The sequence below is a fragment of the Methylobacterium sp. 2A genome (genome assembly GCF_009806555.1).
Lineage (GTDB): Bacteria > Pseudomonadota > Alphaproteobacteria > Rhizobiales > Beijerinckiaceae > Methylobacterium.
The window spans coordinates 13660-39400 of sequence record NZ_VUOK01000034.1 but is presented as its reverse complement, the minus strand read 5'-3'; the positions used below and the strand labels follow the sequence as shown (position 1 = coordinate 39400).

Annotated in this window: 21 protein-coding genes; 13 read left to right on the top strand and 8 right to left on the bottom strand. The window is 69.8% G+C overall.

Translation table 11 applies throughout. From position 1 onward, the window contains the following. Window positions 1–101 precede the first annotated feature (101 nt). From lptF to rsmA, 5 genes are all read left to right on the top strand, one after another. Window positions 102–1262 carry an LPS export ABC transporter permease LptF gene (gene lptF, locus FVE89_RS16390; protein WP_160535020.1) on the top strand — a complete coding sequence of 387 codons (1161 nt, stop codon included), beginning with the start codon at window positions 102–104 and terminating at the stop codon, window positions 1260–1262. A 7-nt stretch (window positions 1263–1269) separates the two neighbouring features. After that, window positions 1270–2358, top strand: a complete 1089-nt coding sequence (gene lptG, locus FVE89_RS16385) for an LPS export ABC transporter permease LptG (protein WP_160535019.1) — start codon at window positions 1270–1272, stop codon at window positions 2356–2358. A gap of 77 nt (window positions 2359–2435) precedes the next feature. After that, window positions 2436–5015, top strand: a complete 2580-nt coding sequence (locus FVE89_RS16380) for an LPS-assembly protein LptD (protein WP_160535018.1) — start codon at window positions 2436–2438, stop codon at window positions 5013–5015. Window positions 5016–5069: 54 nt separating this feature from the next. Next, on the top strand, window positions 5070–6185 hold the full coding sequence (gene pdxA, locus FVE89_RS16375) for a 4-hydroxythreonine-4-phosphate dehydrogenase PdxA (protein ID WP_160535017.1): 1116 nt from the start codon (window positions 5070–5072) through the stop codon (window positions 6183–6185). Further along, window positions 6182–7045 (top strand): 16S rRNA (adenine(1518)-N(6)/adenine(1519)-N(6))-dimethyltransferase RsmA, encoded by an 864-nt coding sequence (rsmA, locus tag FVE89_RS16370; protein WP_160535016.1) that lies wholly within the window; start codon window positions 6182–6184, stop codon window positions 7043–7045. The genes pdxA and rsmA overlap by 4 nt, the downstream gene beginning before the upstream one ends. Window positions 7046–7269: 224 nt before the next feature. On the opposite strand, the gene FVE89_RS16365 is transcribed toward rsmA, so the two are convergent. The 3 genes from FVE89_RS16365 to FVE89_RS16355 form a co-directional block, all read right to left on the bottom strand. After that, entirely contained in the window at window positions 7270–8214 is a 945-nt protein-coding gene (locus FVE89_RS16365; RefSeq protein WP_160535015.1) for a TIM44-like domain-containing protein, read from the bottom strand. Between the two features lie 105 nt (window positions 8215–8319). Beyond that, window positions 8320–9408: an ATP-binding protein gene (locus tag FVE89_RS16360; protein ID WP_160535014.1), complete on the bottom strand. Its 1089-nt coding sequence runs from the start codon at window positions 9406–9408 to the stop codon at window positions 8320–8322. Window positions 9409–9522: 114 nt separating this feature from the next. Beyond that, complete coding sequence (locus FVE89_RS16355; RefSeq protein WP_160535013.1) at window positions 9523–10155, bottom strand: helix-turn-helix transcriptional regulator; 633 nt, start codon at window positions 10153–10155, stop codon at window positions 9523–9525. Window positions 10156–10466: 311 nt separating this feature from the next. Between FVE89_RS16355 and FVE89_RS16350 the strand changes: the two genes are divergently transcribed. The 4 genes from FVE89_RS16350 to FVE89_RS16335 all read left to right on the top strand — a co-directional run bounded on the left by FVE89_RS16350 (window position 10467) and on the right by FVE89_RS16335 (window position 14613). Then, entirely contained in the window at window positions 10467–10817 is a 351-nt protein-coding gene (locus FVE89_RS16350; protein WP_160535012.1) for a DUF952 domain-containing protein, read from the top strand. Continuing rightward, complete coding sequence (locus tag FVE89_RS16345) at window positions 10814–11890, top strand: quinone-dependent dihydroorotate dehydrogenase (protein WP_160535011.1); 1077 nt, start codon at window positions 10814–10816, stop codon at window positions 11888–11890. The genes FVE89_RS16350 and FVE89_RS16345 overlap by 4 nt, the downstream gene beginning before the upstream one ends. Before the next feature lie 159 nt (window positions 11891–12049). Further along, window positions 12050–14347, top strand: a complete 2298-nt coding sequence (locus FVE89_RS16340; protein ID WP_160535010.1) for an FdhF/YdeP family oxidoreductase — start codon at window positions 12050–12052, stop codon at window positions 14345–14347. Then, window positions 14344–14613 (top strand): hypothetical protein, encoded by a 270-nt coding sequence (locus tag FVE89_RS16335; RefSeq protein WP_160535009.1) that lies wholly within the window; start codon window positions 14344–14346, stop codon window positions 14611–14613. Before FVE89_RS16340 ends, FVE89_RS16335 begins: the two co-directional genes overlap by 4 nt. Before the next feature lie 322 nt (window positions 14614–14935). Here FVE89_RS16335 and FVE89_RS16330 read toward each other — a convergent pair whose 3' ends face one another. Then, window positions 14936–15829, bottom strand: coding sequence for a CoA ester lyase (locus FVE89_RS16330; RefSeq protein WP_160535008.1), 894 nt, complete (start codon window positions 15827–15829; stop codon window positions 14936–14938). 215 nt (window positions 15830–16044) lie between these two features. Here FVE89_RS16330 and FVE89_RS16325 point away from each other — a divergent pair, with 215 nt between their 5' ends. Then, complete coding sequence (locus tag FVE89_RS16325) at window positions 16045–16398, top strand: hypothetical protein (RefSeq protein ID WP_160535007.1); 354 nt, start codon at window positions 16045–16047, stop codon at window positions 16396–16398. A gap of 39 nt (window positions 16399–16437) precedes the next feature. On the opposite strand, the gene FVE89_RS16320 is transcribed toward FVE89_RS16325, so the two are convergent. Next, on the bottom strand, window positions 16438–17736 hold the full coding sequence (locus FVE89_RS16320) for an MATE family efflux transporter (protein WP_246730927.1): 1299 nt from the start codon (window positions 17734–17736) through the stop codon (window positions 16438–16440). 130 nt (window positions 17737–17866) lie between these two features. Next, window positions 17867–18220: a DUF6460 domain-containing protein gene (locus FVE89_RS16315; protein WP_160535005.1), complete on the bottom strand. Its 354-nt coding sequence runs from the start codon at window positions 18218–18220 to the stop codon at window positions 17867–17869. A 276-nt stretch (window positions 18221–18496) separates the two neighbouring features. On the opposite strand from FVE89_RS16315, the gene FVE89_RS16310 reads away from it, so the two are divergent. From FVE89_RS16310 to pdeM, 3 genes are read left to right on the top strand one after another with little or no spacing between them, the layout of a single operon-like run. Continuing rightward, on the top strand, window positions 18497–19453 hold the full coding sequence (locus tag FVE89_RS16310) for an alpha/beta hydrolase (RefSeq protein ID WP_160535004.1): 957 nt from the start codon (window positions 18497–18499) through the stop codon (window positions 19451–19453). After that, window positions 19450–22128: a ligase-associated DNA damage response DEXH box helicase gene (locus FVE89_RS16305; RefSeq protein WP_160535205.1), complete on the top strand. Its 2679-nt coding sequence runs from the start codon at window positions 19450–19452 to the stop codon at window positions 22126–22128. Before FVE89_RS16310 ends, FVE89_RS16305 begins: the two co-directional genes overlap by 4 nt. Window positions 22129–22169: 41 nt before the next feature. Then, a complete protein-coding gene (gene pdeM, locus FVE89_RS16300) occupies window positions 22170–22883 on the top strand; it encodes a ligase-associated DNA damage response endonuclease PdeM (RefSeq protein WP_160535003.1) in 714 nt (237 codons plus the stop codon). A 28-nt stretch (window positions 22884–22911) separates the two neighbouring features. On the opposite strand, the gene FVE89_RS16295 is transcribed toward pdeM, so the two are convergent. Both FVE89_RS16295 and FVE89_RS16290 read right to left on the bottom strand, forming a co-directional pair. Then, complete coding sequence (locus FVE89_RS16295; RefSeq protein WP_160535002.1) at window positions 22912–24372, bottom strand: PAS domain-containing methyl-accepting chemotaxis protein; 1461 nt, start codon at window positions 24370–24372, stop codon at window positions 22912–22914. Window positions 24373–24578: 206 nt separating this feature from the next. Then, complete coding sequence (locus FVE89_RS16290) at window positions 24579–25565, bottom strand: CorA family divalent cation transporter (RefSeq protein ID WP_160535001.1); 987 nt, start codon at window positions 25563–25565, stop codon at window positions 24579–24581. Window positions 25566–25741: the final 176 nt, after the last annotated feature.

The window sequence follows — 25741 nt, the reverse complement described above, 5'->3', positions numbered from 1 at the left end:
AGGCGGAGAACGCAACGCGGCGCGACAGCCCTGGAATCGCCCCTTTTGTCGGGTCCCTGCCCCGCCGGGGGCATGACGGGACGGGCGGGACTGCCGGGCCGATGAGGCAGATCGAGCGCTACATCTTCCGGATCGCCCTCGGCGCCACCCTGGCGTGTCTGATCGGGCTGACCGGCACCATCTGGCTGACGCAGGCCCTGCGCGAACTCGACCTCGTGACCGCGAAGGGGCAGACGCTGCTCGTCTTCCTGTTCGTCACGGGATTGTCGCTGCCGACCCTGATCGTGGTGATCGCCCCGGTGGCCCTGTTCATCGGGACGATCTACGCCCTCAACAAGCTCAACGGCGATTCCGAGCTGATCGTGATGTCGGCGGCCGGCATGCCGCCGCGGGCCTTGCTGCGCCCGTTCCGCAGGCTCGCGGTGATCGTCAGCTTTCTGGTGGGGTTCCTCGTGGTGGTGGTGATGCCGGCGAGCTTCCAGGAGCTGCGCGACGTCATCACCCGGGTGCGCGGCGACTTCATCGCCAATGTCGTCAAGGAGGGGCAGTTCACTCAGCTCGACAACGGCATCACCTTCCATTTCCGCGAGCGCGGACCGGGCGGCACCCTCAAGGGCCTGTTCATCCAGGACCGGCGGGAGGCCGGCAAGACCAAGGTCTACCTCGCCGACCGGGGCAACGCCGTCGATATCGACGGGCAGAGCTACCTGATCCTGGAGAACGGCAGCGTCCACCAGCAGCAGAAGGACTCCCGGGATTCCTCGATCCTGACCTTCGAGCGCTACACGATCGACCTCGCAGCCTTCGCGCCACCGGATTCCGACACGATCTACAAGCCGCGCGAGCGCTCGACGACGCAGCTCCTGTTCCCCGATACGAGCGAGGGCTACTACAAGTTGCAGAAGGGCCGCTTCCGGGCCGAATTGCACGACCGGCTCTCCGCCTGCCTGTACCCGCTGGCGCTCGCCTTCATCGCCTTCGCGGCTTTGGGCGACCCCCGCACCACCCGCCAGGGGCGCGGGCTCGCCGTCGCGGGGGCGATCCTCGCCGTGGTGGCCCTGCGCATCGCGGGCTTCGCGGCGGTGAGCGCGGCCGCGCGCAGCCAGGCCGCGGTGGCGGCGGTCTACGGCGTGCCGCTTCTGGCCATCGGACTGTCCTGCCTGCTGATCTTCTGGGGGCCGAAGGTGCGGGCCTTCAACGGCGCCGTGGCGCGGGGGCTGCGGAGCCTCCTGCCCGGCCGTCGCCTCGCCCCGGCGGCCTGACGCGGCCATGTTCATCGGACCGACCCTGGGGCGGTACTTCGCCGCCCGCTTCGCCCGCACGGTGCTGGGCGTCTTCGTCACCGTCTTCGCGCTGGTCTACACCCTGGACTTCGTGGAGCTGCTGCGCCGCGCCGGCGAGAGCCAGGGGGCCTCCACAGGGCTGATGGCGCAGCTCTCGCTCTATCGCACCCCCGCGGTGGCGGAGGGCGTACTGCCCTTCGCGGTGCTGTTCGGCTCGATGGCGACCCTGCTCCAGCTCTCGCGCAAGCTGGAGCTGGTGGTGGCCCGCGCGGCCGGCATCTCGGCCTGGCAGTTCCTGCAGCCCGGGATCTTCGTGGCCCTGGCGCTGGGCGCCCTGGCGGTCGGGGTCTACAACCCGGTCTCGGCGCTGCTGAAGCAGCGCTCGACCGAGATCGAGGCCAAGATCTTCGCCAAGGCCACCAAGGCCAGCTCCGGCAAGGACCTCTGGATCCGCCAGAAGGGCATCGACGGCGAGGCGATCCTGCGCGCCGAGACCGCGATCGAGGGGACCACGACCCTCTCGGGCGTCTCGGTCTTCGCCTTCGACGACGCGGGCAAGTTCGTGGACCAGCTGGTCGCCGCCCGCGCCACGCTCCACGACGGCTACTGGGAACTCTCCGATGTGCGCGTTCTCACACCGGACGCACCGCCTGAGTCGTTCGACACCTACCTGATCGCCTCGAACCTCGACCCCGGGCAGGTCCGGCAGCGCTTCACGCCCCCGGAATCTGTGCCTTTCTGGCAACTTCCCACAACGATCGCGCGGACCGAGCGGGCCGGGTTGGACGCCACCCGATACCGCCTCCAGTACGATATCCTGTGGGCGAGACCGCTCCTCTTCGTTGCGATGGTGATCGTCGCCGCAACCGTTTCCTTACGGTTCTTCCGCTTTGGTGGCGTCGGCAAACTCGTCCTCGGTGGGGTCGCGGCCGGCTTCGCCCTCTACGTGATCCGCCAGGTCATGGAGGGGCTCGGAGCGTCCGGACTCGTGGCCGCACCGGTGGCGGCCTGGTTCCCCGCCGTGGTAGGCAGTCTTCTCGGTACGCTCACGCTTCTGTACCAGGAAGACGGCTGACGCCTGCGAACCCTCGCGGGCAGGGAGACGGGTGGTGGAGTTGGTGACGGTCAACGTCACAGGGGTTGGGACACGCGTTGCGTAAGGTCGCCGACATCCTGCGGAAGGCGGGCCTCCTGGCCGTGCTGGCGCTTGCCGCGCCGCTGGCGGGTGGGCTGGCGGCGCATGCCCAGGGCCTGCCCGAACTCCGGGCCGGCAAGCCGGGCGACAAGCTGCTCGTCGAGGCCGACGAGCTGATCTACGACAACGACCACAGCACCGTGACCGCGCGCGGCAATGCCGAGCTGCATTACGGCCCCCGGACGCTGCAGGCCGACCGCGTGCGCTACGACCGGAACACCGGCCGCGTCTTCGCCGAGGGCAATGTCCGCCTGACCGAGGCCGATGGCGGTGTCGTGACCGGCGAGCGCATGGAGCTCACCGACGACTTCAAGACCGGTTTCGTCGACGCCTTCCGCGGCCAGCAGACCGTGCAGCGCAAGTTCGAGACCGTGCGCACCCGCTTCTCGGCGCCCCGGGCCGAGCGCCTGAACGGCGAGCAGACGAGCTTCGAGTCCGGCAGCTACACCGCCTGCGAGCCCTGCAAGGACCACCCCGAGACGCCGCCGCTCTGGCAGATCAAGGCGAAGAAGATCATCCACGATAGCCAGACCCACACGGTCTATTTCGACGACTCGACGCTTGAGCTCGCCGGGATCCCGGTGGCCTACCTGCCGTATTTCGAGGCGCCCGACCCCACGGTGAAGCGCAAGACCGGCTTCCTGACGCCGCGCTTCGTCAGCACGACCGCGCTCGGCACCGGCGTGTCGCTCCCCTACTTCGTGGACCTCGCGCCGAACTACGACCTGACCCTGACGCCGACCGTGCTGAGCCGCCAGGGCCTGCTGGCGCAGGGCGAGTTCCGTCAGCGGATCGACAACGGCTTCTACAACCTGCGCCTGTCCGGCATCTCCCAGACCACGCCCTCGGCCTTCCTGCCGAGCCCGCTCGGCGCGGGCGAGCGCGACTTCCGCGGCTCGGTCGAATCCGAAGGCCGGTTCTACATCAACCCGCGCTGGCGGACCGGCTGGGACCTCGTCGGCGTCACCGACAAGTGGTTCCTCGACAATTACCGGATCCGCAACCAGAACATCACCACGGATTATTTCCGTGAGGCGACCTCCACCGCCTATCTGATCGGCCAGGGCGACCGCTCGTGGTTCGAGGCGCGGGCCTATTACTTCAAGGGCCTGTCGAGCTTCGACTGGCAGAAGCAGCAGCCGATCGTCGCGCCGGTGATCGATTACGACAAGCGCATCAACGGCCCCGCCGAGATCGGCGGCGAGGTGCGCTTCCAGGCCAACATCACCAGCCTGAACCGCGATACGACGCAGTTCCAGGGCCTGCCACGCACCGCGAGCTACCTGTTCTCGCCGAGCGTCAACGGCGTCAGCTTCCCACTCTACCAGACCTGCACGGTGTTCCAGCGTGGCACCTGCGCGATCCAGGGGCTCGCCGGCAACAACACCCGCGCCTCCGCGGAGCTGTCCTGGCGGCGCAGCTTCATCGACGACATGGGCCAGAAGTTCACGCCCTTCGCGTATCTGCGCACCGACGCGTTCTTCCACAGCACGAGCTTCTCGGGCTACCAGAACGACCTCGTCCCGCAGATCGCCCATGTCGATCAGGGCCTGGCCGGTCGGGTGATGCCGGCGATCGGCCTCGACTACCGCTACCCGTTCGTCGCCAATTTCGGCGCGCTCGGCGTCCACACCCTGGAGCCGATCGGCCAGATCATCGCGCGCCCCTCCGAGACACGGATCGGGCGCCTGCCCAACGAGGATGCGCAGAGCCTCGTCTTCGACGACACGTCGCTGTTCGAGTGGGACAAGTTCTCGGGCTACGACCGCGTCGAGGGCGGCGTGCGCACCAATCTCGGCGGCCAGTACTCCGTGGTAACGCCGTCGGGCTGGTACGCGAACGTGCTGTTCGGCGAGTCGATCCAGCTCGCGGGCGTGAACTCGTTCCGCCGCGGCGACATCGCGGATGTCGGCCTCGATTCCGGCCTGGAGACGCGGCGCTCGGATTTCGTCGGCCGGTTCCAGGTCTCGCCGAACCAGAACATCACCTTCATCACGCGGGCGCGGTTCAACCAGTCCGACTTCCACGTCGCCCGCCTGGAGACGGGCGCGACGGCCCGGTTCGCCCCCTTCCTGCCGCTGACGCTCTCGGCCTTCTACTCCTACTACGAGGCGCAGCCGCTACTGGGCTACAGCCACTACCGCGAGGGCATCACCGCCACCGCGACCTACAACATCACGCCGAACTGGTTCGTGACGGGCTCGCTGCTGGTCGACCTCACGCACTTCCTCGACGTGCGCAACACCTATCAGGATGCGCTGACCAGCTACCTGGCGAACCCGGTGGGCACGGTGCCGATCTATCAGAACCCGGGCCGGTTCTACCTCTCGGGGGCGAGCTTCGGCGGCGGCTATCAGGACGAGTGCACCACGGTCTCGCTGAACTACATCAATTCGCCGATCGCCACCGCGACGGGCGTGCGCGAGCGCAACCAGACGGTGCTGCTCCGGGTCGAGCTGAAGACGCTGGGCGAAGCGGACCTGCGTCAGAACGTCGGCACGGCCACCACGGCGGACGGCATCGCGTCGGTGCGGTGAGCGCAGGGCAGCGGCGCGGATGCGCCCGCGCCCGGCCGGCGCTATAGACGCTTCATGCCGCCGCTTGCCCTCACCCTCGGAGACCCTGCCGGGATTGGTCCGGAATTGGCGCTCAGCGCCTGGCTCGGGCGCGGCGGCGGGGATCCGCTGCCGCCCTTCTTCCTGGTGGGCGATCCGGCCTTCATCGAGCGCCTCGCGCACCGGCTGGACCGCCTCGTTCCGGTGGCCGAGGTCGATCCCGAGACCGCCGCAGAGGTGTTTCCCCGCGCGCTGCCGGTGGTGCCGCTGCCGAGCGGCGCCCGCGTCTCCGCCGAACCCGGCGTACCGGACACCGCGAATGCCGGCGCGACGATCGAGTCGATCACGGCCGCGGTCGGGTTCGTGAAGGCCGGCCGCGCCAGCGCGGTGGTCACCAACCCGATCGCCAAGTTCGTGCTGACCCGGACCGGCTTCGCCCATCCCGGCCACACCGAGTTCCTGGCCGCCCTGGCGGTGCCCCCCGGCCGCACGCCGCCGCGGCCGGTGATGATGATCTGGAGCGAGGGGCTGTCGGTCGTCCCGGTGACGATCCACGTGCCCCTCAAGGATGTGCCGCAGCTTCTGACGCAGGAGCTGGTCGAAGAGACCGCCACCATCGTCGCCCGGGACCTGAGGGAAAAATTCGGCCTGCCCGAGCCCCGCCTCGTGCTCGCGGGTCTGAACCCCCATGCGGGCGAGGCGGGCACGATCGGCCACGAGGATCGCGACGTGCTCGCCCCCGCGGTGGCACGCCTGCGCGCCGCCGGTATCGACATCCGCGGACCGCTCCCGGCCGACACCCTGTTCCACGCCCGCGCCCGCGCGACCTACGACGTCGCCCTGGCGCCGACCCACGATCAGGCCCTGATCCCGATCAAGACCATCGCGTTCGACGACGGCGTCAACGTCACCCTGGGGCTGCCGTTCGTGCGCACCTCGCCCGATCACGGGACCGCCTTCGACATCGCCGGACAGGGCGTTGCGAGGCCCGACAGCCTTGGGGCGGCCCTGCGCCTCGCGGCCCGGCTCGCCGCCAACGTGGCCGACCGTGCGGAGGCACAGGGCGGGGGCGAGGTTATTCCGTTCAGCGTCTATGCCGGACGGCCCCGGCCCGCGGGCGCCCGGCACTTCGACCCCGAGGACGAGCTGTGAGCGCCGGGGACGGTCTGCCCCCGCTCCGCGAGGTCGTCGCCCGGCACGGTCTGGAGCCCCGCAAGGCGCTCGGCCAGAACTTTTTGTACGATCTCAACCTCACCGGCCGGATCGCCCGCGCCGCCGGGCCGCTCGACGGCGTGACGGTGGTGGAGGTCGGACCGGGACCCGGCGGCCTGACCCGGGCGCTGCTGGCCGAGGGTGCCGCCCGTGTCGTGGCGATTGAGCGCGATCCCCGCGCCCTGCCGGCCCTCGCCGAGATCGCCGCCCATTATCCCGGGCGCCTGGAGGTTGTGGACGCCGATGCGCTGGCCTTCGATCCGCGGCCGCTGATCGGCTCCGGCCCGGCCCGGATCGTCGCCAACCTGCCTTACAATGTCGGCACGGCGCTGCTCACCGGCTGGCTCGACGGCGAGGCGTGGCCGCCCTGGTGGGATCAGGCCGTTCTGATGTTCCAGCGCGAGGTGGCCGAGCGCATCGTCGCCGGTCCCGATGAGCGGGCCGATTACGGCCGGCTCGGCGTGCTGTGCGGCTGGCGCACCGAGGCCGAGATCCTGTTCGACGTCAGCCCCTCGGCCTTCGTGCCGCCGCCCAAGGTCACATCGAGCGTGGTCCGGCTGGTGCCGCGGGCCGCGCCCCTGCCCTGCCGGGCCGGCGCCCTGGGGACGGTGACCCGCGCGGCTTTCGGCCAGCGCCGCAAGATGCTGCGCCAGAGCCTCAAGGCGCTGACGCCGGAGCCTGTCCGCCTGCTGGAAGCCGCGGGTCTCGCCGAAACGGCGCGGGCCGAAGAGATCCCGGTGGCGGGATTCGTGGAGCTGGCCAATCTGTGGGACATGAACAAAAAACCGGCATCGCGGTGACGATGCCGGTGTAAGAACCGATTCTCGATTGGCTTTCCAACCGTCTACCTCATCCTGAGGTGCGGCGGAGCCGCCTTGAAGGAGGCCTCCAGGGATCGCAGCGCCTTCTGGAACCCTCCTTCGAGGCCTCAGCTGTGCTCCGGCACCTCAGGATGAGGGGGTGGGTTGGAAAACCGGGTCTGGAGGAGGAAGCACCCCGGCTCCATAGCCGGGGCGCGTTGCGGTCAGCGGGTCTGCTGGATCGCCGACAGGACCCAGCCGCGGCCGGGCTGGCGCTGGAAGGTCCACAGCTCGGTGGCCTCCGACGCGTCGGTCTGCACGATCCGGCCGCTGGCGCGCTCCACCATCACGTCCTTGAGGGCGTAGCGCATCGCCACCGTGGCGTATTCGGTGCGGTCCTCGGCCCAGGCCTCGGCGAGGTCGCCCTGCAGCAGCTTCACGTCCGAGATCCTGTTCACCACGCCGCGGGACGCGTTGTTGCGCAACTCCTCGTCGAAGTAGCTGACCATTTCGGGCGTCGAGAGGTTGCCCAGGGTCACGCGATCCTCGCGGGAATAGGCCTCCTGGATGTCGCCGAGCAGGCGCTCGAACGCCTGATAGTCGTTCGGGCCGATCTGTACCGGGCGGGTCTGCGGCGGGCGCTGGCCGCCGAACATGCCGGCACCCGGGCCGCCCATCGGACCGGCCGGGCCCTGCTGGCCGTCGAGGGACGAGCGCGCGTAGGGCGCGCCCGCACCGGCCGGCTCGTTCCGGCGGCGGAAGAAGCGCAGGGCCAGCATCACCACGAACACGACCAGCCCGACCTGGAACAGCAGGCCGATCATCGAGGCGAGGCCGCCGAAGAAACCGCCGCCGAGCAGCGCGCCGATCAGGCCGGCGCCGAGCAGGCCCGCGAAGAAGCCGCCGCCGAACCGGCGACCCTGGGCGGGCGCCTGCATGCCGGGGCTGCCCATGCCGGGGGACGGCGCGGTCTGCGAGCGCTGCATCGTCATGCCGCCGCCCGGTGCGGTCGGCGTGGCCGAGGGGGCGGTGTAGGTGCGCGAGCCGCGCGAGCCCATGGAGCCGCCGCCGCCCGGACGGGCCTCCACGACGGGCGCCGCGACGGTCAGCGCGGTGGCGAGCGCCAGGAGGGCGGCCACACGCCGGCGGCGCGAAATCTGAGTCACCATAAACAGGCCCCTAGGGACGAGAACCGAACGGCGCGGAGCGCCGGCAACAATATGGGAACGGTCCAGCGCGGGTTTTAGTCCTGGCCGCCACGCTTGCGCGCAGGCTTAATGCAGCACCCGGTCCGGGGCCGCCGGGAACGACAGCCGCACCTCGGTTCCCTCCCCGGTCCGGCTGTCGAGGGTGATGGTCCCGTTCTGCCGCTTCATCAGGCCGTGGACGATGGCGAGTCCCGCCCCGCGCCCGGCCTCGCGGCTGGTCTGAAACGGCGCCAGCGCCCGGGCCAGCATCTCGGGCGACATGCCATGGCCGGTATCGGCCACGAGGATGCCGACGCTGCCCTCCCCCGGCTGCTGCATCGCCCGGTCGCCCGGATCGACCCGGAAAGTCGAGAGCGACAGCGTGCCGCCGGACGGCATCGCCTCGCAGGCATTCGCGACGAGGTGGCGCACGGCGAACTCGATCTGCGTCGGGTTGCTGATCGCCCGCTTCAGGCCCTCGGCGGGCGTCACGATCAGCCGGATCCCGGACGGCAGGTCGGGCGCGATGCGCTCGGCCAGATCCGCCACGATGGCGTTGAGATCGACCGCCCGCACCTCCGGGGCGATGCGGCGGGAATAGGCCAGGAGCTGGCGCGTCAGGATGGCGGCCCGCTCGGTGGCGTCGGCCGAGCGGGAGATCGCCCGCTGGATGAACGGCTCCTGCCGGTCGCCGAGCCGGCGCTTCAGGCCGTCGATGTAGCCGATCAGGATCTGGAGGAAGTTGTTGAACTCGTGGGCGACGCTGTTGGTGAGCAGCCCCAGCGCCTCGCGCTGGCGGGACAGGGCGAGCGCGCCCTCCGTCTCGCGGCGCTTCGTGACGTCGAGGAGCTGTCCAACGCGGAAGGGCGTGCCGGGCAGCGGCGCCGTGGTCAGGCAGGCCCAGAAGCTCGTCCCGTCCGCCTGCGCCGCCGGAAATTCCTGCGGGCCCGCGCGGGCGGGATCGGGTGTTTCCGTATGAGGCTGCCGGATGAGGTCGAAACCCGTCTGGATCAGCGCCTCCGCCGGGTGTCCGGTCAGGCGTTCGAGGGCGGGATTGGCGTGGCGGATCCGGCCCTCCGCGTCGAGCAGGAGGCTTGGCGTAGGCAGGGCGTCGAGGAGTGCGCGGGCCTCTTGAGTCAGCCCCTCCGCGTCAGTATCCGTCCCGGGCTGCGCCATGCTGCGTCTGCGCTCAGCGGATGCGGAAGGACCGCGACGGGTCAGCGATAGCGGCGAACGCCGCCGCGGCCAAGCCGCAGGTTGCGATCGCGGTCCCCGATGAAGCCGGAATGTCTACTGCCGCACCCACATCACCCGGGCCATCCAGGCGACCTCGCCGAGATTGAGGACCCGATCCTCGTGCTCCGGGTTCAGCGAGGCGAGCTCCACGGTGCGGGCCGTGCGCCGCTTCAGTTCCTTGGCGAGAACCTCGCCCCCGTGCAGGCGGACCACGACCCGGTCGCCCTTGCGCACGCTGGCGGTGGGCGAGACGATCAGGACATCGCCGTCGCGGAACAGGGGCATCATCGAATCGCCCTGGATCTCCAGCGCGAAGGCCCGCTCCTCGCCGAGATCCGGAAACTCGATCTCCTCCCAGCCGGCGCCGCCGGTGGGCATGCCCTCGTCGGTGAACAGGCGGCCGGCTCCGGCCTGGGTCAGGCCGATCAGCGGGACCATGGTGCGGGCCGGGATCTCCCGGGCCTCGATCAGCCGCAAAAATTCGTCGAGGGTGGAGCCCGTGGCGGCCAGCACCTTCGAGACCGATTCCGTCGAGGGCCAGCGCTTGCGCCCGTCGGCGCCCACGCGCTTGGATCGGTTGAAGCTCGTCGCGTCGAGCCCGGCGCGGCGCGCGAGCCCCGAGGCCGAGTAGCCGTGGCGTTCGGCGAGCCGGTCGATGGCGTTCCAGATCTGCTCGTGCGACAGCATGGCGGGCTCGAAGACTTGACCCTGACCGGGCCGGCACCCGGCCCACCAGCCGAGGGCTGGCAGTCTCGGGTGCACGGACACGTGATCCCGCCGGGCAGGGTCGACACCCGGCGGTTACGCACGGAAACATCAGACCTTGTACGGTCGGGCGTTGAACGCCCAGCCCGGATGCTGCTCTGTGACGCGCCACCTAAGCGTAGGAAAGTAGAACTACCGACCGCAGATTGCAATCGCTCCTCCAATTGCGCGGCGTGCCGGTGTTGCCGCAGGCCGGCGGCATCTCTATCCACGCGGCGGTTCGGGGAGTTTCGATGGCGCTCATCTACAAGATCTGTCCGCGCGCCCTGTGGCGCGAGGCCGAGGCGGCGGGGCGGTTCACGGGGGCGCCGATCGACCGACAGGACGGCTTCATCCACTTCTCCACCGCGGCGCAGGCGGCCGAGACGGCGGCCCGCCATTTCGCCGGGCAGGACGACCTGCTCCTGATCGCCGTCGATGCGGACGCCCTCGGCGACGCCCTGCGCTACGAGCCCTCCCGGGGCGGCGATCTGTTCCCACATCTCTACGGCCCGCTGTCCCTCGACGCCGTGACCTCCGTGGGCGCCCTGCCGCTCGGCGCGGATGGCCACCACGTCTTCCCGGCCGGGCTCCTGCCGGCATGATCGGCGCCGCCTTCCCGCTGGTGCGGCCGCTGCTCCACCGCCTCGACGCGGAGCGCGCGCACGACCTGACCCTGCGCGCCCTCGCGCTCATGCCGGCTGCGCGGCCGGCCGACGACGATCCGCGTCTGGTGGTCGATCTCCTGGGGCGCCTTTTCCCAAACCCGGTCGGTCTGGCGGCCGGCTTCGACAAGGGTGCGCGCGTGCCGGACGCGCTGCTCGGCCTCGGCTTCGGCTTCGTGGAGGTCGGCGGCGTCGTGCCGCAGCCTCAGCCCGGCAATCCGCAGCCGCGGGTGTTCCGCCTCGCCGCCGACCGGGCGGTGATCAACCGCTACGGCCTGAACAGCGAGGGGCTGACGGTGGTGGCGGCCCGGTTGCGGGCCCGGGCGGGCCGGCCCGGCATCGTCGGCGTCAATATCGGGGCCAACAAGGATTCGGCCGATCGGCTCGCCGATTACGCAATCTGCACATCCACCCTGGCGCCGCTCGTGGATTTCGTGACCGTCAACGTCTCCTCGCCGAACACGCCTGGCCTGCGCGACCTCCAGGGCGAAGCCTTCCTGGACGAGCTGCTCGCCCGCACGGTCGAGGCGCGAGATGCGGCCGGCGCCGGGGCGGCGATCCTGCTGAAGATCGCCCCCGACATGGCGCTCGATGCCCTCGACGCCGTCTGCGCCACGGCCCGGCGGCGGGGCGTGCAGGCGCTCGTCGTCTCGAACACCACGGTGGCGCGGCCGGCGAGCCTCGTCGAGCAGGGCCTCGCCCGCGAGACCGGCGGCCTCTCCGGCCGGCCGCTGTTCGGACCCGCGACCCGGATGCTGGCGCAGGCGCGGCTGCGCCTCGGGGGGGACCTTCCGCTGATCGGCGTCGGCGGCGTCGACTCGGCCGAGGCCGCCTGGACCAAGATCCTGGCCGGGGCGAGCCTCGTCCAGCTCTACTCGGCCCTCGTGTATGACGGACCCGGACTCGTTCCACGCATCAAGGCGGGCCTGCTGGAGCGGATGGATCGGGCCGGCGTGACGCGACTGGACGCAATGATCGGCCGCGATGCGGAAGACCTCGCCCGCGCAACATAAATCCATTTGGCTGTTCTTTGGAAAAACTTTGCCGAGTGCCAGCTTAGCCTGTGTCCCGTGCATGAGGGGCCTGCACGGATACGCCATTGTGAGGCCTGTTCGGAGACGCTTATCTCGCACTCGCGAGATTGCTCGCGTCTATCAGTTCAGGAGCGATCCATGGCTCAGTCCGAAGGGGCTTCCAAGCGTTCGTCCGCGGCCGGCGGCTGGGGTGCTCTGAAGAGCTGCGGCCGGCATTTGCTCGGGAGCCGCGCGCCGCTCACCGGTGCCCGCGCCCTGCTGAAGGCGAACCAGCCCGACGGGTTCGACTGCCCGGGCTGCGCCTGGGGCGATCCGGAGCATGGCTCGTCCTTCGAGTTCTGCGAGAACGGCGTGAAGGCCGTCTCCTGGGAGGCGACCGACAAGCGCACGCCGCCATCGTTCTTCGCGAAGCATACCCTGACCGAGTTGCGGACCTGGAGCGACTACGCCCTGGAGGGCGAGGGCCGCCTGACGCATCCGATGCGCTACGACGCGGAGAGCGACCGCTACCTTCCGGTGAGCTGGGAGGAAGCCTTCGCGGAGATCGGCGCGGAACTCCGCGCGCTCGACCATCCGGATCAGGCCGAATTCTATACCTCGGGCCGCGCCTCGAACGAGGCCGCCTACATCTACCAGTTGTTCGCCCGGGCCTACGGGACCAACAACTTCCCCGATTGCTCGAACATGTGCCACGAGGCGAGCGGCGTCGCCCTCATCGATGCGATCGGCGTCGGCAAGGGCACGGTGCTGCTGGAGGATTTCGAGAAGGCGGACGCAATCTTCTGCGTCGGCCAGAATCCCGGCACCAACCACCCGCGCATGCTCGGCGACCTGCGCCGGGCGGCCGAGCGCGGGGCCGAGGTCGTGGTGCTGAACCCGGTGCGCGAGCGCGGGCTCGAGCGCTTCGCCGACCCGCAGAACACCGTCGAGATGCTGCGCGGCGCGAGCCGCCCGATCGCCAGCCACTACCTGCAGCCCCGTGCGGGCGGCGACATGGCGGCCTTCCGGGGTATCGCCAAGATCGTGTTCGCCCGCGACGCCGAGGCGCTCGCGGCCGGCCAGCCCTCGCTCCTCGACCGCGCCTTCCTCGAACATCACACGGCCGGGCTCGACGCCTATCGCGCCGCCGTCGAGGCGACCTCCTGGGAGGCGATCCTCGACCAGTCGGGCCTCACGATGGACCAGATCACCGAGCTGGCGGACGTCTATCTCGGGGCGCAGCGGGTGATCGTCGCCTGGGCCATGGGCGTGACCCAGCACCGGCACTCGGTGGCGACGATCCGCGAGATCGCCAACGTCATGTTCCTGCGCGGCCATATCGGCCGGCCCGGTGCGGGCCTGTGCCCGGTGCGCGGCCATTCCAATGTGCAGGGCGACCGCACGGTCGGCATCAACGAGCACCCCGGCGCGGACTTCCTCGACGCGCTGGATCGGCATTTCGGCATCACGGCGCCGCGCGGGCACGGCCACAACGTGCTGGCGGCGATCCGCGCCCTGCGCGACGGCACCGCCAAGGCCTTCATCGGGCTCGGCGGCAACTTCCTGCGGGCGACGCCCGACACCCCGGTGGTGGCGCGTGCGCTGGCCTCGTGCCGGCTCACCGTTTACATCGCCACCAAGCTCAACCACGCCCATCTCGTGCCCGGCACGGTCAGCTACCTGCTGCCCTGCCTCGGCCGTACGGAGATCGACCGGAACGCCGAGGGCAAGGTCCAGATCGTGACTGTCGAGGATTCGATGAGCATGGTCCACGGCTCCGGCGGCATCAACAAGCCGGCCTCCCCGGAATTGCGTTCGGAGATCGCGATCATCGCGGGGATGGCGGAAGCGACGGTCGGCTCCTCGAAGATCGACTGGGCGGGGTTCGCGGCCGATTACGATCGGATCCGCGACGCGATCGCCGCAACGATCCCCGGGTTTGAAGACTACAATACCAGGGTCCGCAAGCCGCGCGGCTTCTATCTCCGCAACCTCGCCGCCGAGCGGGTGTTCGAGACCGATACGGGCCGCGCCAACTTTTCCGCCGATGCCCTGCCGGACGAGACCGAGCATCAGGCCGCCCGGAAGACGAACGACACGTTCGTGCTGCAGACCTTCCGCAGCCACGACCAGTACAACACGACGATCTACGGGTTGGACGACCGCTATCGCGGTGTCTACGGCGAGCGCCGCGTGATCTTCGCCCATCCGGACGATCTCGCAGAGATCCGCGACCGGATCGGCGAGCGCGTGGACATCGTCGGCACGCACGCGGACGGCATCTCTCGCCGGGCCGAGGATTTCCGCCTCGTGCCTTTCGACATGCCCCGTGGCGCCCTCGCGGGCTACTACCCGGAGCTGAACGTGCTCGTGCCGCTCTCGACCTTCGGTGACAGGAGCGACACGCCGACCTCCAAATCGGTGCTGGTGACCCTTCAGGCCCGCGCGGCGGCGTGAGCGAGGCGCCCGAGGAGGCGGCCTTCGTCGCGGCCCTCGACCGGGTCGCGGCCGTCCATCCGGAACTGCCGCCCCTGGAGGCGGGCCTTCTGGCATCGTTGGAGGTCGGCTTGCCGGGTGACAGCCGCGCCTTTGCGCGAACCTTCGGGGTGGAGCACGCGCTCGTGTTGCGGGCATTGGCGGGGCTTGAGGAACTGGGCCACATCGCCGTCACGGCCCGGGACGCGCGGACGCAGCGGACGCGGTTTGCGGCGATCGGTTCGTGAGGAATTGGCTTCCAGCCCGCTCGACTCGCCCTCTCCCTTCGCGTGCTAACGGATGCGCACCTCGCCCTCGGAGAGGCGAGAGCGGTTCTGCGCCCCTCCCTCCCCCGCAGAGGAGGAAGGGAGGGCGCAAGAGCCATCCGGGCCGCCTCACTTGGCGACCGCGCGGCGGTTCCAAACCCGATATGTGAATCCACAAGCCCGCGCGAGAGAGGGGAAACGCGCCCTTTCGTGCCGCCAGGCCTGCCGGCCGAACCCTCAAATCGTGCAGCCCGCGGCATCGTGGGGCCGGAGAGGCGCCCGCCCTCTGCAATCGCCCCTCGCCTCAGAACCCCTTGGCCTTGATGGCCTCCGCCCAGGTGACCGCCCGGCGGTTCACCCCGAGATGCTGGCGCTCGTAGAGCCGGCCCTCCAGCTTGATCGCGCCGCGCTTGGCATATTCCGGCCGCTCGAACGCCTCGATCACCAGCTTGGCCCGGCGCACCTCCTCCTCGGTCGGCGCGAACGAGGTGTTGGCGGGCTCCAACTGCGTCGGGTGGATCAGGGTCTTGCCGTCGAAGCCCAGGTCGCGGGCCTGCCGGCACTCCTCGCGGCACCCTTCCGTGTCGGCGATGTCGTTGTAGACCCCGTCGAGAATCGCGAGGCCCTCGGCCCGGGCTGCGGCCAGCGCCATCATCATCCACGGCAGCATCGGCACGCGACCCGGCACGATCTTCGCCCAGGTATCCTTGGCGAGGTCGTTGGTGCCGAGCACCAGACAGGTCAGGCGGTTGCGCGGATCACGCTTGGCCCGGGCGATGTCCTGGATGTTCAGGATCGAGGCCGGTGTCTCGATCATCGCCCAGATCGCGATGCCCTCCGGCGCGTCGAGGGATTCGAGCCGGTCGGCGATGCTTTCCAGCACGGCAGGCGACGACACCTTGGGCATCAGGATCGCGTCGGGCTTGGCCTCGATGGCGGCGTGGAGATCCGCCTCGCCCCAGGGCGTCTGCGGGGCGTTCACGCGGATCACCAGTTCCCGGCTGCCGTATTCGCCGCCCTTGACCGCGGCGCAGACCTGCGCGCGGGCGATCTCCTTCTCCTCGGGACCGACCGCATCCTCCAGATCGAGGATGATGCTGTCGACCGGGAGCGTCTTCGCCTTGTCGAGCGCCCGCTGATTCGAGCCGGGCATGTAGAGCACGCTCCGGCGCAGGCGCAGGTCGGTCGTCAGGGCCATGGGCTTCTCCCTCGTGCGGCCGCCGGGCGGCCCCTCCTCGTTGCGGCGCACCCTAAAGCACGCGGCAAGGCATGCCACACCCGAAAGGTGCGGTTCGGTGAGTTCCGGCGCGGTTTGATACCGACCGTAATCTTCGTGCGTGGGAGCCGCGGTTTGGTCATGTTCCGGCGATTAAAGGCAGACCGAATTGAAGTCTCGGACTGTGAGTTTTCGACATGCGCAAAGTTCTGGTCGCCCTCGCCCTGGTCGGCGCGCTCGCCGCGTCCGGATCAGCGCAGGCGCAGAGCCGGACGACGCTCGGGGTCGGCTCCGGCGCCGTCGCGGGGGCGCTGGTCGGCGGCCCGATCGGCGCGGTGGCGGGGGCCGTGGTCGGCGGCTTCGTCGGCAACTCGACGGAACGGCGGCACCGCCGCGTGCGGCATGGGCGCCGCTTCGGATACGCGGCCGCCCGCCGACCCCTCCCGCGCCGGGCCGAGGCCACAGTGCCACGGGAGGCCGCCCCAGCGGCCCGTCCCGCGACGGCGCAGGCGGCTGCCCCCGTCGCCACCACCTGGAAGGACCCGCACTGAGAGGGGGCGAGGAGGTCGGCCTGAGCCGCGACCGGCGCGTCAGGCCGCCGTCCGAAGCGACGGTGGAGCAGCGGCCGTGAAGGTCGCGCGGGCGAGCGCCGGATACGCGATCGCTTGGCCGATGCCCCTTGCGCCCAGAAACACCACGAAGGCGAGCCATAGACCGGCATTGCCGAGACCAAAAACCTGCACCCCCGCGAGCGCAGCGACATAGACCGCCAGCGCGCAGAGCATCAGGTTGCGCATCGCCCGCGTCCAGGTCGCGCCGATATAGATCCCGTCATAAGCGAACGGCGCGGCGGCCGCGAGCGGCGCCAGCGCGGCCAGGACAAGATAGGCCCGCGCAGCCTCGCGTACGGGCCCGTTCGTCGTGACGAAATCGATGAACACGTGACCGCCCGCGAAGGCCAGCAGGCTGACCCCGAGCCCGAAGCCCAGGCACCAGCGCAGGCTCAGGGACGCGGCCGTGCGGAACGCGTCCGCGTCCCGGGCGCCCACCGCGCGCCCGCACAGGGTCTCGGCCGCCGTGGCGAAGCCGTCGAGGAAGAAGCCGCCGATCAGGAAGAGATTCCACAGCACCGAATTGGCCGCCAGCACCACGTCACCCTGCCGGGCGCCGAGCGCCGAGAACAGGACGATCGCGGTGATCAGCGCCAGCGTCCGCAGGATCACGTCGACATTGACGCTCAGCGTCCGGCGCAGGGCGTCCGCGTCACGCAGGTCGCGCAGGCTCACCCGGAAGGGCCTTGAGCCCAGCCGCGCCAGGACGAGCAGCCCGAGGCCGAGCCCCAAAGCCTCCGCGCAGACGGTCGCCAGCGCCGCCCCGGCCAACGCCAAGCCGAATCCCAGGACCAGGGCGAGGGTGAGCCCGATATGGATCAGGTTGATCGCCACCTGGAGCAGCAGGCCGAGATCGGTCCGGCCGCGGCCCAGGACGGAGCCGAGCACCCCGTAATTCGCCAGCACGAAGGGCGAGGACAGGATGCGGATGTGGAAATAGGTCGTGAGCCCGGCGCGCACGGCGTCGCTCGCCCCGCTGATCCCGAAGGCGATCTGGCCGACCGGCTCCTGCAGGGCGACGAGGAGGACACCGATCAGGGCGCCCGCCGCCAGGGTCCGCGCCAGGATCCGGTCGACCTCCCGGTCGTCGCGGGCGCCGACCGCCTGCGCGGTGAGACCGGCGGTCGCCATGCGCAGGGTGCCGAAGGACCAGAAGATCGCGTCGAAGATCACCGCCCCGAGCGCGACGGCGCCGAGCAGGGCCGCGTCGCCCAGCCGGCCGATCACCGCCGCGCCCACGAAGCCGAGCATCGGCGTCGTGACGTTGGCGAGCGTCATCGGCAGGGCGAGGGCCAACACGCGGCGATGCGTCGGGCGGTCCAGGCGTGTGGTCACGGGCGTCATGCCGCGACCTTAGCCGCCGCGAACGATTCGTGAACCCGTATCGTCGATCCTTGCGGGCCGCCGGTCAGCGCGAGACGGCGAAGAGGCGGGCGATGAACCAGAGCGGCACGACCACGATCGCCCCGGCCACGATCCAGCCGCCGAAATCGTGCAGCGAGGCGAGGCCGACCTCCAGCAGCGCCCGCGCCGAATCGTAGAGGTGCCAGAACAGGCGCCCCGGCGTCAGGCCGAGCATCGACATGAAGGCGCCGACCAGGATCGACAGGAACAGGAGGCGCAGGAACACGCCGGCCGGCGAGCCGCCGAGGAAGCGCCGGAGTGCCGAGTCCCTTGGGCGGTAGGAATCCGGCCCGTAGGCGCCCGGCGGCACCGCATGCTGTGTGTCGTCCCGCCGGTGCCGCTGATGATCGACGAGCATCGTGTCCTCGTGAAACCGCACGCCGTTCGATCGGCGATGAAGCGGGCGGAACCGTGGCCGGCACATCACACCCCAGCGAAACCCGTGGGGCGGTCGAGCGTTGGCTGGTTTCTCCCGCGCCCCCGAGATGGCAAGCGGCGATGTTCTCGCCAAGATGTCGGGCGGAGCGGGAGGCGCTGCCGGGCCACGCCCGGCTCGCCGCGCAGGCCAAAGGGGGGTATCCCGGGGCCGAACGTTGCCTGAGGGATGCGAAGTGCCGACGGGACTCAACGCACGATGATCGACCACGCCCTGTTCGACCCGGCGACGATCGATCCCGAGACCACCCGGCTGAACGCCGAGATCGTGGCCGCGCACGCGGCTCTGCCCGATCCCTGGTCGCTGTCGGTCCAGGAGGTCCGCGAGCGCCGTCGCGCGGGGACGAAGGCCGCACCCGCGATGCCGCACAGCGCCCGGGCCGAGTGGCTGACGATCGACGGTCCCGGCGGCCCGCTCAAGCTTCGCGTGGTCAAGCCGAAGCCCGGAACGAAGCTGCGCGGCGCCTATCTGCACATCCACCGGGGCGGCTGGGTCTGGGGCGCGGCGGACGAGCAGGATCCCTGGCTGGAGCGGATCGCCGATGCCTGCGGCTTCGTCGCCCTGTCGGTGGAGTATCGGCTGGCCCCGGAGCACCCCTATCCGGCCGCCCTGCTCGATTGCGAGGCGGCGGCCCTGTGGCTGGCCGGGCCCGGCCGGGCCGAGTTCGGCATCCATGCCCTGACCATCGGCGGGGAATCGGTCGGCGCCCACCTCGCCGTGATGGTGCTGCTGCGCCTGCGGGACAAGCACAACCTGCCGCGGGCGTTCCGGGGCGCGAACCTCAATGCCGGGTTCTTCGACCTGGGCCTCACCCCCTCGGTGCGCAACTGGGGCGAGGAGCGCTTGGTGGTGAACACCCGCGACCTGACCAATTTCGCGAACGGCTATGTCCGCGAGGGGATCGACCGCCGCAGGCCGGACGTGTCGCCGATCTACGCGGAGCTGAAGGGTCTCCCGCCCGCCCTGTTCACGATCGGCACCATGGATCCGTTGCTGGACGACACGCTCTACATGTCGGCGCGCTGGGCAGCGGCGGGCAATGGCGGCCACACCGCGATCTATCCCGGCGGCTGCCACGTCTTCGCCCGCTACCCGAGCCCGATGAGCGAGCGGGCGCTCGAGCTGATCGACCGCTTCCTGATGGCCCTCGCCTGAGCGACCCGGCGGAGATCCTGCCGGAACGCTTCCGGGCGTGGTTTTCCGCGCGCGGCTGGGCGCCCCGGCCGCACCAGCTCGATCTGCTGCGGATCGCCGGAGCCGGCCGCTCGGCCCTGCTGGTGGCGCCGACCGGGGCCGGCAAGACGCTCGCCGGGTTCCTGCCGAGCCTCGTCGCCCTTAGCCAGCGCGGGCCGCAGAAGGCGGCCGGGCTGCATACGCTCTACGTCTCGCCGCTGAAGGCGCTGGCGGTCGACATCGCCCGCAACCTCGATGCGCCGATCGCCGAGATGGCGCTGCCGATCCGCGTCGAGACCCGCACGGGCGACACGCCGGCCCACAAGCGCACCCGCCAGATCAGCCGCCCGCCCGACATCCTGCTGACCACGCCCGAGCAACTGGCGCTGCTGATCGCCCACCGCGAGGCGGCCGAATTCTTTTCCGGCTTGCGCTGCGTGGTGCTGGACGAATTGCACGCGCTCGTGACGTCGAAGCGCGGCGATCTGCTGTCGCTGGCGCTGGCGCGGCTGCACCGGCTGAGCCCGGGACTCGCGGCGATCGGGCTTTCGGCGACGGTGCGCGAGCCGGATGAGCTGCGGAAATATCTGGTGCCGCAGGGCCGGCTTCCCCCTCCCCCCTCTGCGGGGGAGGGTGGCCCCCGAAGGGGGTCGGGAGAGGGGAGCGACGGTGCAGAACGAGGCGCTGACCTTCATGAAGGTCTTGCCAAATCCGGAGCCGTCGCTCCCCTCTCCCGACCCGGCCTGACGGCCGGCCCACCCTCCCCCGCAGAGGGGGGAGGGAATGCGGTGCCCCTCATGGCCGATTTCGTCACCGTCGCCGGCGGCGCGAAGGCGGATCTGCGCATGCTCGACCTCGGCCGGACGCTGCCGATCTCCGGTCACACCGCGTGGCACTCGATGCCGGCGATCTACGAGCTCATCAAGGAGCACCGCACCACGCTGGTCTTCGTGAACACCCGCCTCCAGGCCGAGTACACCTTCCAGGAGCTGTGGCGGCTCAACGAGGACGCCCTGCCGATCGCGATCCATCACGGCTCGCTCGACGCGCAGCAGCGCCGTCGGGTCGAGGCCGCCATGGCGGCGGGGCAATTGCGGGCGATCGTCTGCACCGCCACCCTCGATCTCGGCATCGACTGGGGCGATGTCGATCTCGTGGTCAATGTCGGCGCGCCGAAGGGGGCGAGCCGGATCATGCAGCGGATCGGCCGGGCCAACCACCGCATGGACGAGCCCTCGAAGGCCTATCTCGTCCCGGGCAACCGGTTCGAGATGCTGGAATGCCAAGCGGCCCTCGACGCGGTGGAGGAAGCGGCGCAGGACACGCCCGATGCCCGCCAGGGCGCCCTCGACGTGCTCGCCCAGCACGTGCTCGGCATGGCCTGCGCGGACGCCTTTGATCCGGCAGACCTCTACGACGAGATCGTCTCGGCGGCGCCCTATGCCTGGCTGACCTGGGAATCGTTCGAGCAGGTGGTGGATTACGTCGCCACCGGCGGCTACGCGCTGCGCGCCTACGAGCGCTTCGCCAAGATCCTGCGCGGACCGGACGGGCTCTGGCGGGTGCGTGATGCCCGCACCGCCCAGGCCTACCGGATGAATGTCGGCACGATCGTGGAGGCGGCCCGCGTGCGGGTGCGCCTCGGCCGCACCCTGCGGGGCAAGCCCGGCACCGTCCTGCCGAAGACCGGGCGCGTGCTCGGCGAGATCGAGGACGAGTTTGCCGAGACTCTGACGGTGGGCGACACCTTCCTGTTCGCCGGCGAGACCCTGCGCTTCGAAGGGCTCGCCGAGGATGAATGCCTCGTCACCCGCGCGCCGCCCGGTACGGATCCGGCGATCCCGTCCTATGCGGGCTCGAAATTTCCGCTCTCGACCTTCCTGGCGGCCCGGGTCCGGGCATTGATCGCCGATCCGTTCGAATGGGACCGGCTGCCGAAGCAGATCGGTGAATACCTCGTCCAGCAGCGCCGCCGCTCGGTCCTGCCGGGCGAGCGCGACCTCCTGGTCGAGACGTTTCCGCGGGGCAAGCGCCACTACCTGACGGCTTTCCCCTTCGAGGGCCGCCTCGCCCACCAGACGCTCGGCATGCTGCTGACCCGAAGGCTGGAGCGGGCCGGCCTGCGGCCGCTCGGCTTCGCGGCGAACGATTACGGCATCGCGATCTGGACGATCCGCGACGTCGCCGAGCGCGCCGCCCTCGACCCGGACTTCATCGCCGATCTCTTCGCGGTCGACATGCTGGGCGACGACCTGGAGGCGTGGCTCGATGAATCGGCCATGATGAAGCGCACGTTCCGCCAATGCGCGGTGATCGCCGGGCTGATCGAGCGCCATCACCCCGGCCAGAAAAAATCCGGCCGGCAAGTCACGATCTCGACCGACCTGATCTACGACGTGCTGCGCAAGCACCAGCCCGACCACCTCCTGCTGCGGGCCGCGCGGCAGGATGCGGCAACCGGACTCCTCGACGTGAGGCGCCTCGGCATGATGCTAGAGCGCATCCAGGGGCGAATCATCCACAGGTCTCTCGACCGGGTCTCGCCGCTCTCCGTATCCGTGATGCTCGAGATCGGGCGCGAGCGGGTCTACGGCGAGGGGGCCGACGAGATCCTGGCCGAGGCCGAGGCGGAGCTTCTTCAAGAGGCCCTGTCCTGACCGCTGATCCGCCCTCCCCCGACGATTCCGAGGATGCGATCTTGGCGGCCGGCCTGAGACTCGAGAAGACTCACAAGCACCCGACCCTTCACCTTGCGGGCGAGACCCTGGTGCTCGACCTCTGCGGCGGTCTCTGGCTGCCGGAGCACCGGACGCTGATCGTGTCCGATCTCCATCTGGAGAAGGGGTCGTCCTACGCGGCCCGCTCCGGCCAGTTCCTGCCGCCCTACGACACCCGCGAGACCCTGGCCTGCCTGCACGAGGCGGTGGTGCGCCACGATCCCGCCCGGGTGGTGGCGCTGGGCGATTCCTTCCACGACGCAAGGGGACCGGAGCGGATGGAACCGGGCGACCGCGCGCTGGTGGCGGCGCTGCAGGAGGGCCGGGACTGGGTGTGGATCGCCGGGAACCATGATGCCGCGGTCAGCGAGGGTGTCGGCGGCCGCTACGCCGAGGCGCTGACGCTCGGCGGTCTGCTCCTGCGCCACGAGCCGAGCCCGGGCGATGCCCCCGGCGAGATCGCCGGCCACCTCCATCCCTGCGGCAAGGTCGCGATGCGGGGCCGCGCGGTGCGCCGCCGCTGCTTCGTCACCGACGGCACCCGCCTCGTGATGCCGGCCTTCGGCGCCTATGCGGGCGGCCTGAACGTGCGCGACAAGGCGATCGACGGGCTGTTCCCGAAGGGTTTCACCGCCCACCTCCTCGGAGATGGGCGGGTCTTCGCGATCGGCCGGGCGCAGCTCGCCCGGGACTGAGCGATCCGCGCCATGGCCGGACGCCGGATCAGCCCGCGTTCATGAAGCGGCTGACGCTTTCCGACAGGCCCGAGGAATGGTCCGCCAGGCTCCCGGCGATGCCGCGGACCGCGACGGCGAATTGGCCCGTCGCGCTCGCCGCCCGCGAGACCCCGCCGATGCTGCCCGACATCTCCTGGGTCGAGACCGCCTGCTCCTCCACGGCGCTGGCCATGGCCAGCGTCAGCTTGGAGAGCTCGCCGACCGCCGCGGTGATCATATCGATGGCGCCCACCGCCTCGCCGGTCGCGCTCTGAATGGCCGAGACCTGCTGGGTGATCTCACCGGTCGCCTTGGCGGTCTGCTCGGCGAGCGCCTTGACCTCGCTGGCCACCACAGCGAAGCCGCGGCCGGCGGCCCCCGCCCGGGCGGCCTCGATCGTGGCGTTCAGCGCCAGCAGATTCGTCTGATCGGCGATCGACTTGATCATCGCGACGACGGCATCGACCTTCCGGGCGTTCTCGGCGAGTTGCCGCATCGTCACGTCAGTGGTCTCGGCCTGCGTGGCGATCTGCTGCGCCCGCTCGGAGACGCGCCCGACTTGGCCGGAGATTTCCTGGATCGCGTTGTTCATCTGCTCCGAATTCACCGCGACCGAGGCGGCCTGCTCGCGCGCGGCATCGGCCGATTGAGTCAGCCCTTCGGCGGATTGCTGCATCTCCTGGATTGCCGACCCGACCGCCTCGACCACCCGCGTCACCTCGGAGGCCATCTGAACCTGCGCGGAGACCACGGCCCAGGTCAGCATCGGCCCGATATAGTTCCCCTTCTCGTCGTTGACCGCCGTGACCTGAAGGTCGAGCGTCTCAGGGCCGACCTTGATCTTGGTCCGGTGCGGAAGGCGGCTCGCATCCGCCAGCATCGAGCGCTGGTGGTGCGGATTCTTGTGGAACACGTCGAATGAGTTGTTCATCATCTCGTCGACCTTGATCGGGAGATACTGTTCGAGCGGCCCGAGGGTCCTGCGCGATGTCGCGTTCAGGTAATCGATCCGGAAGTTGTCCTTCGGATCCGCGGTCATCACGGCGACCGGCATGTTGTCGATCATCGACATCAGCCGGCCGATCTGCTTCTTCTTCGCCGAGATGTCGGAGGCGAATTTGACCACCTTTACCGGTTTGCCCTGCGCATCCAGGATCGGGTTATAGGTGGCTTCCAGCCAGACCGGGTTCTTGTCCCTGTCGAGCCGGAGGAATTCGCCGGTCACGAACTGGCCCTTCGTCAGCTTGGCCCAGAATTCCGCATATTCGGCCGATTGGGCGTAAGCATCCTCGATGAAGATGCGATGATGCTTGCCGACCAGTTCGGCCTGAGAGTATCTGACCACCTTCAAAAAATTTTCGTTGGCACGTAAGATGCTGCCATCCAACGAAAATTCGATGATCGCCAGCGATCGGTCCAGCGCCTCGATCTTGGCGTCGGCCTCGCTGTATATGGATCGCTTGAACATGTTTCGGCTCGCTGTCACGTGCGCCGAAACAAGACATGAGAGCGTTAATTGATCGCTAAAATGAGCATCAAACTTTGCAGTTGAACAATTTGTATGATCTTTGGCTGGCTTGAACCGCAAACGAATAGTCCGGATTGTTTCGTGCATTCAGCGGCGAGTTTGTTTTGGGTACCAGGATACGGCGCAAGCGGGCCTGTATCGAAGTCTCAAAACCACCCACGAATACGGAAATAGACTATCGGCGCCAGCGCGCTCAGGACGATGAGGGCCAGCGCGTAGGGGTAGCCGTAGGTCCAGTCGAGTTCCGGCATGTGCTTGAAGTTCATGCCGTACATGGAGGCGATCAGCGTCGGCGGCACGCCCACCACCGACACGACGGTCAGTACGCGGAAGACGTTGTTCTGCTCGATGTTGATCAGGCCGAGGGCCGCGTCGAGCAGGAACTGCACGTTCTCGGCGAGCCGCGTCTCAAATTCGTCGAGGGATTCGATATCCCGCCGGATCGTGTCGAATCGCCCGTCCTCGGGCAGGCCGAGGCCGTCGCAGGCCGCCGCCACGAACGGCACGATCCGCTCCAGGCCGAGCAGGCTCGCCCGGATCTTGCCCAGCACCTTGCCGCGGTTGCTGATCCCGCGCAGGATCCGGCGCAGCGCGAGGTCGCGGCGCCGGGGCGGCGGACTCTCCAGCCGCCGGCGGTCCGCGCCGCGCAGGTCGAAATCGAAGATCCGGGTGGAGAGCGCGTCGAGTTCGGAGCCCATGTCCTCCAGCGCGTCCGCGAGGCTGTCCACCAGCTCCTCCAGGACCACGAGGAAGATCTCGCTGGGGCTCGTGCTGCCGTCGCCCTCCGCGATCCGCTTGGCGGACGAGTCGAAGGCGCGCAATTCGTGGAAGCGGATCGTGACGAGGTGATCCTTCGTCAGCAGGAAGCCCAGGGGCTTCAGCTGCGATTCGCTCCGCTCGAAGGTGATCATCGGCGTCGAGAGCGAGAGGCCGCCCTTCACCCGGCGGAGACGGCTCGATGTCTCGACCTCCGACAGGGCGGCGCGCGACGGCACGCGCAGGCCGGTCGCGGCCTCGACCGCTTGCGCCTCCTCCGAACTCGGGTCGTTGAGATCGAGCCAGACGGCCTCGCGAGCCACGGATCGGGCGCTGTCTGGCGCGACCGGGCCTTCGGAACCGTGCAGGTTCAGCATCGCAGCGCATCATCCACGGGAGGGAACGGAAGCTTGGCCGCTTGAGGTGCGACAGCCTTGACACGGAACCGGACCGCGCCTATCTCGCGGCCGTCTTTGGCACTCGCCGAGACAGAGTGCTAACAGTCGAGTTCGCGGCGGTCCCGCCGGCCGCATCAACGCCAACTCAAGACCTG

Bases quoted from the DNA above. Each gene is read 5' to 3' on its own strand.
- FVE89_RS16315 (WP_160535005.1), bottom strand. From the start codon at position 18,220: ATGCTCGTCGATCATCAGCGGCACCGGCGGGACGACACACAGCATGCG.
- FVE89_RS16365 (WP_160535015.1), bottom strand. From the start codon at position 8,214: ATGGTGACTCAGATTTCGCGCCGCCGGCGTGTGGCCGCCCTCCTGGCG.
- FVE89_RS16345 (WP_160535011.1), top strand. From the start codon at position 10,814: ATGATCGGCGCCGCCTTCCCGCTGGTGCGGCCGCTGCTCCACCGCCTC.
- pdxA (WP_160535017.1), top strand. From the start codon at position 5,070: ATGCCGCCGCTTGCCCTCACCCTCGGAGACCCTGCCGGGATTGGTCCG.
- FVE89_RS16350 (WP_160535012.1), top strand. From the start codon at position 10,467: ATGGCGCTCATCTACAAGATCTGTCCGCGCGCCCTGTGGCGCGAGGCC.
- FVE89_RS16290 (WP_160535001.1), bottom strand. From the start codon at position 25,565: ATGCTGAACCTGCACGGTTCCGAAGGCCCGGTCGCGCCAGACAGCGCC.
- FVE89_RS16355 (WP_160535013.1), bottom strand. From the start codon at position 10,155: ATGCTGTCGCACGAGCAGATCTGGAACGCCATCGACCGGCTCGCCGAA.
- FVE89_RS16295 (WP_160535002.1), bottom strand. From the start codon at position 24,372: ATGTTCAAGCGATCCATATACAGCGAGGCCGACGCCAAGATCGAGGCG.
- FVE89_RS16325 (WP_160535007.1), top strand. From the start codon at position 16,045: ATGCGCAAAGTTCTGGTCGCCCTCGCCCTGGTCGGCGCGCTCGCCGCG.
- FVE89_RS16360 (WP_160535014.1), bottom strand. From the start codon at position 9,408: ATGGCGCAGCCCGGGACGGATACTGACGCGGAGGGGCTGACTCAAGAG.
- lptF (WP_160535020.1), top strand. From the start codon at position 102: ATGAGGCAGATCGAGCGCTACATCTTCCGGATCGCCCTCGGCGCCACC.
- FVE89_RS16310 (WP_160535004.1), top strand. From the start codon at position 18,497: ATGATCGACCACGCCCTGTTCGACCCGGCGACGATCGATCCCGAGACC.
- lptG (WP_160535019.1), top strand. From the start codon at position 1,270: ATGTTCATCGGACCGACCCTGGGGCGGTACTTCGCCGCCCGCTTCGCC.
- FVE89_RS16340 (WP_160535010.1), top strand. From the start codon at position 12,050: ATGGCTCAGTCCGAAGGGGCTTCCAAGCGTTCGTCCGCGGCCGGCGGC.
- FVE89_RS16320 (WP_246730927.1), bottom strand. From the start codon at position 17,736: ATGACGCTCGCCAACGTCACGACGCCGATGCTCGGCTTCGTGGGCGCG.
- FVE89_RS16330 (WP_160535008.1), bottom strand. From the start codon at position 15,829: ATGGCCCTGACGACCGACCTGCGCCTGCGCCGGAGCGTGCTCTACATG.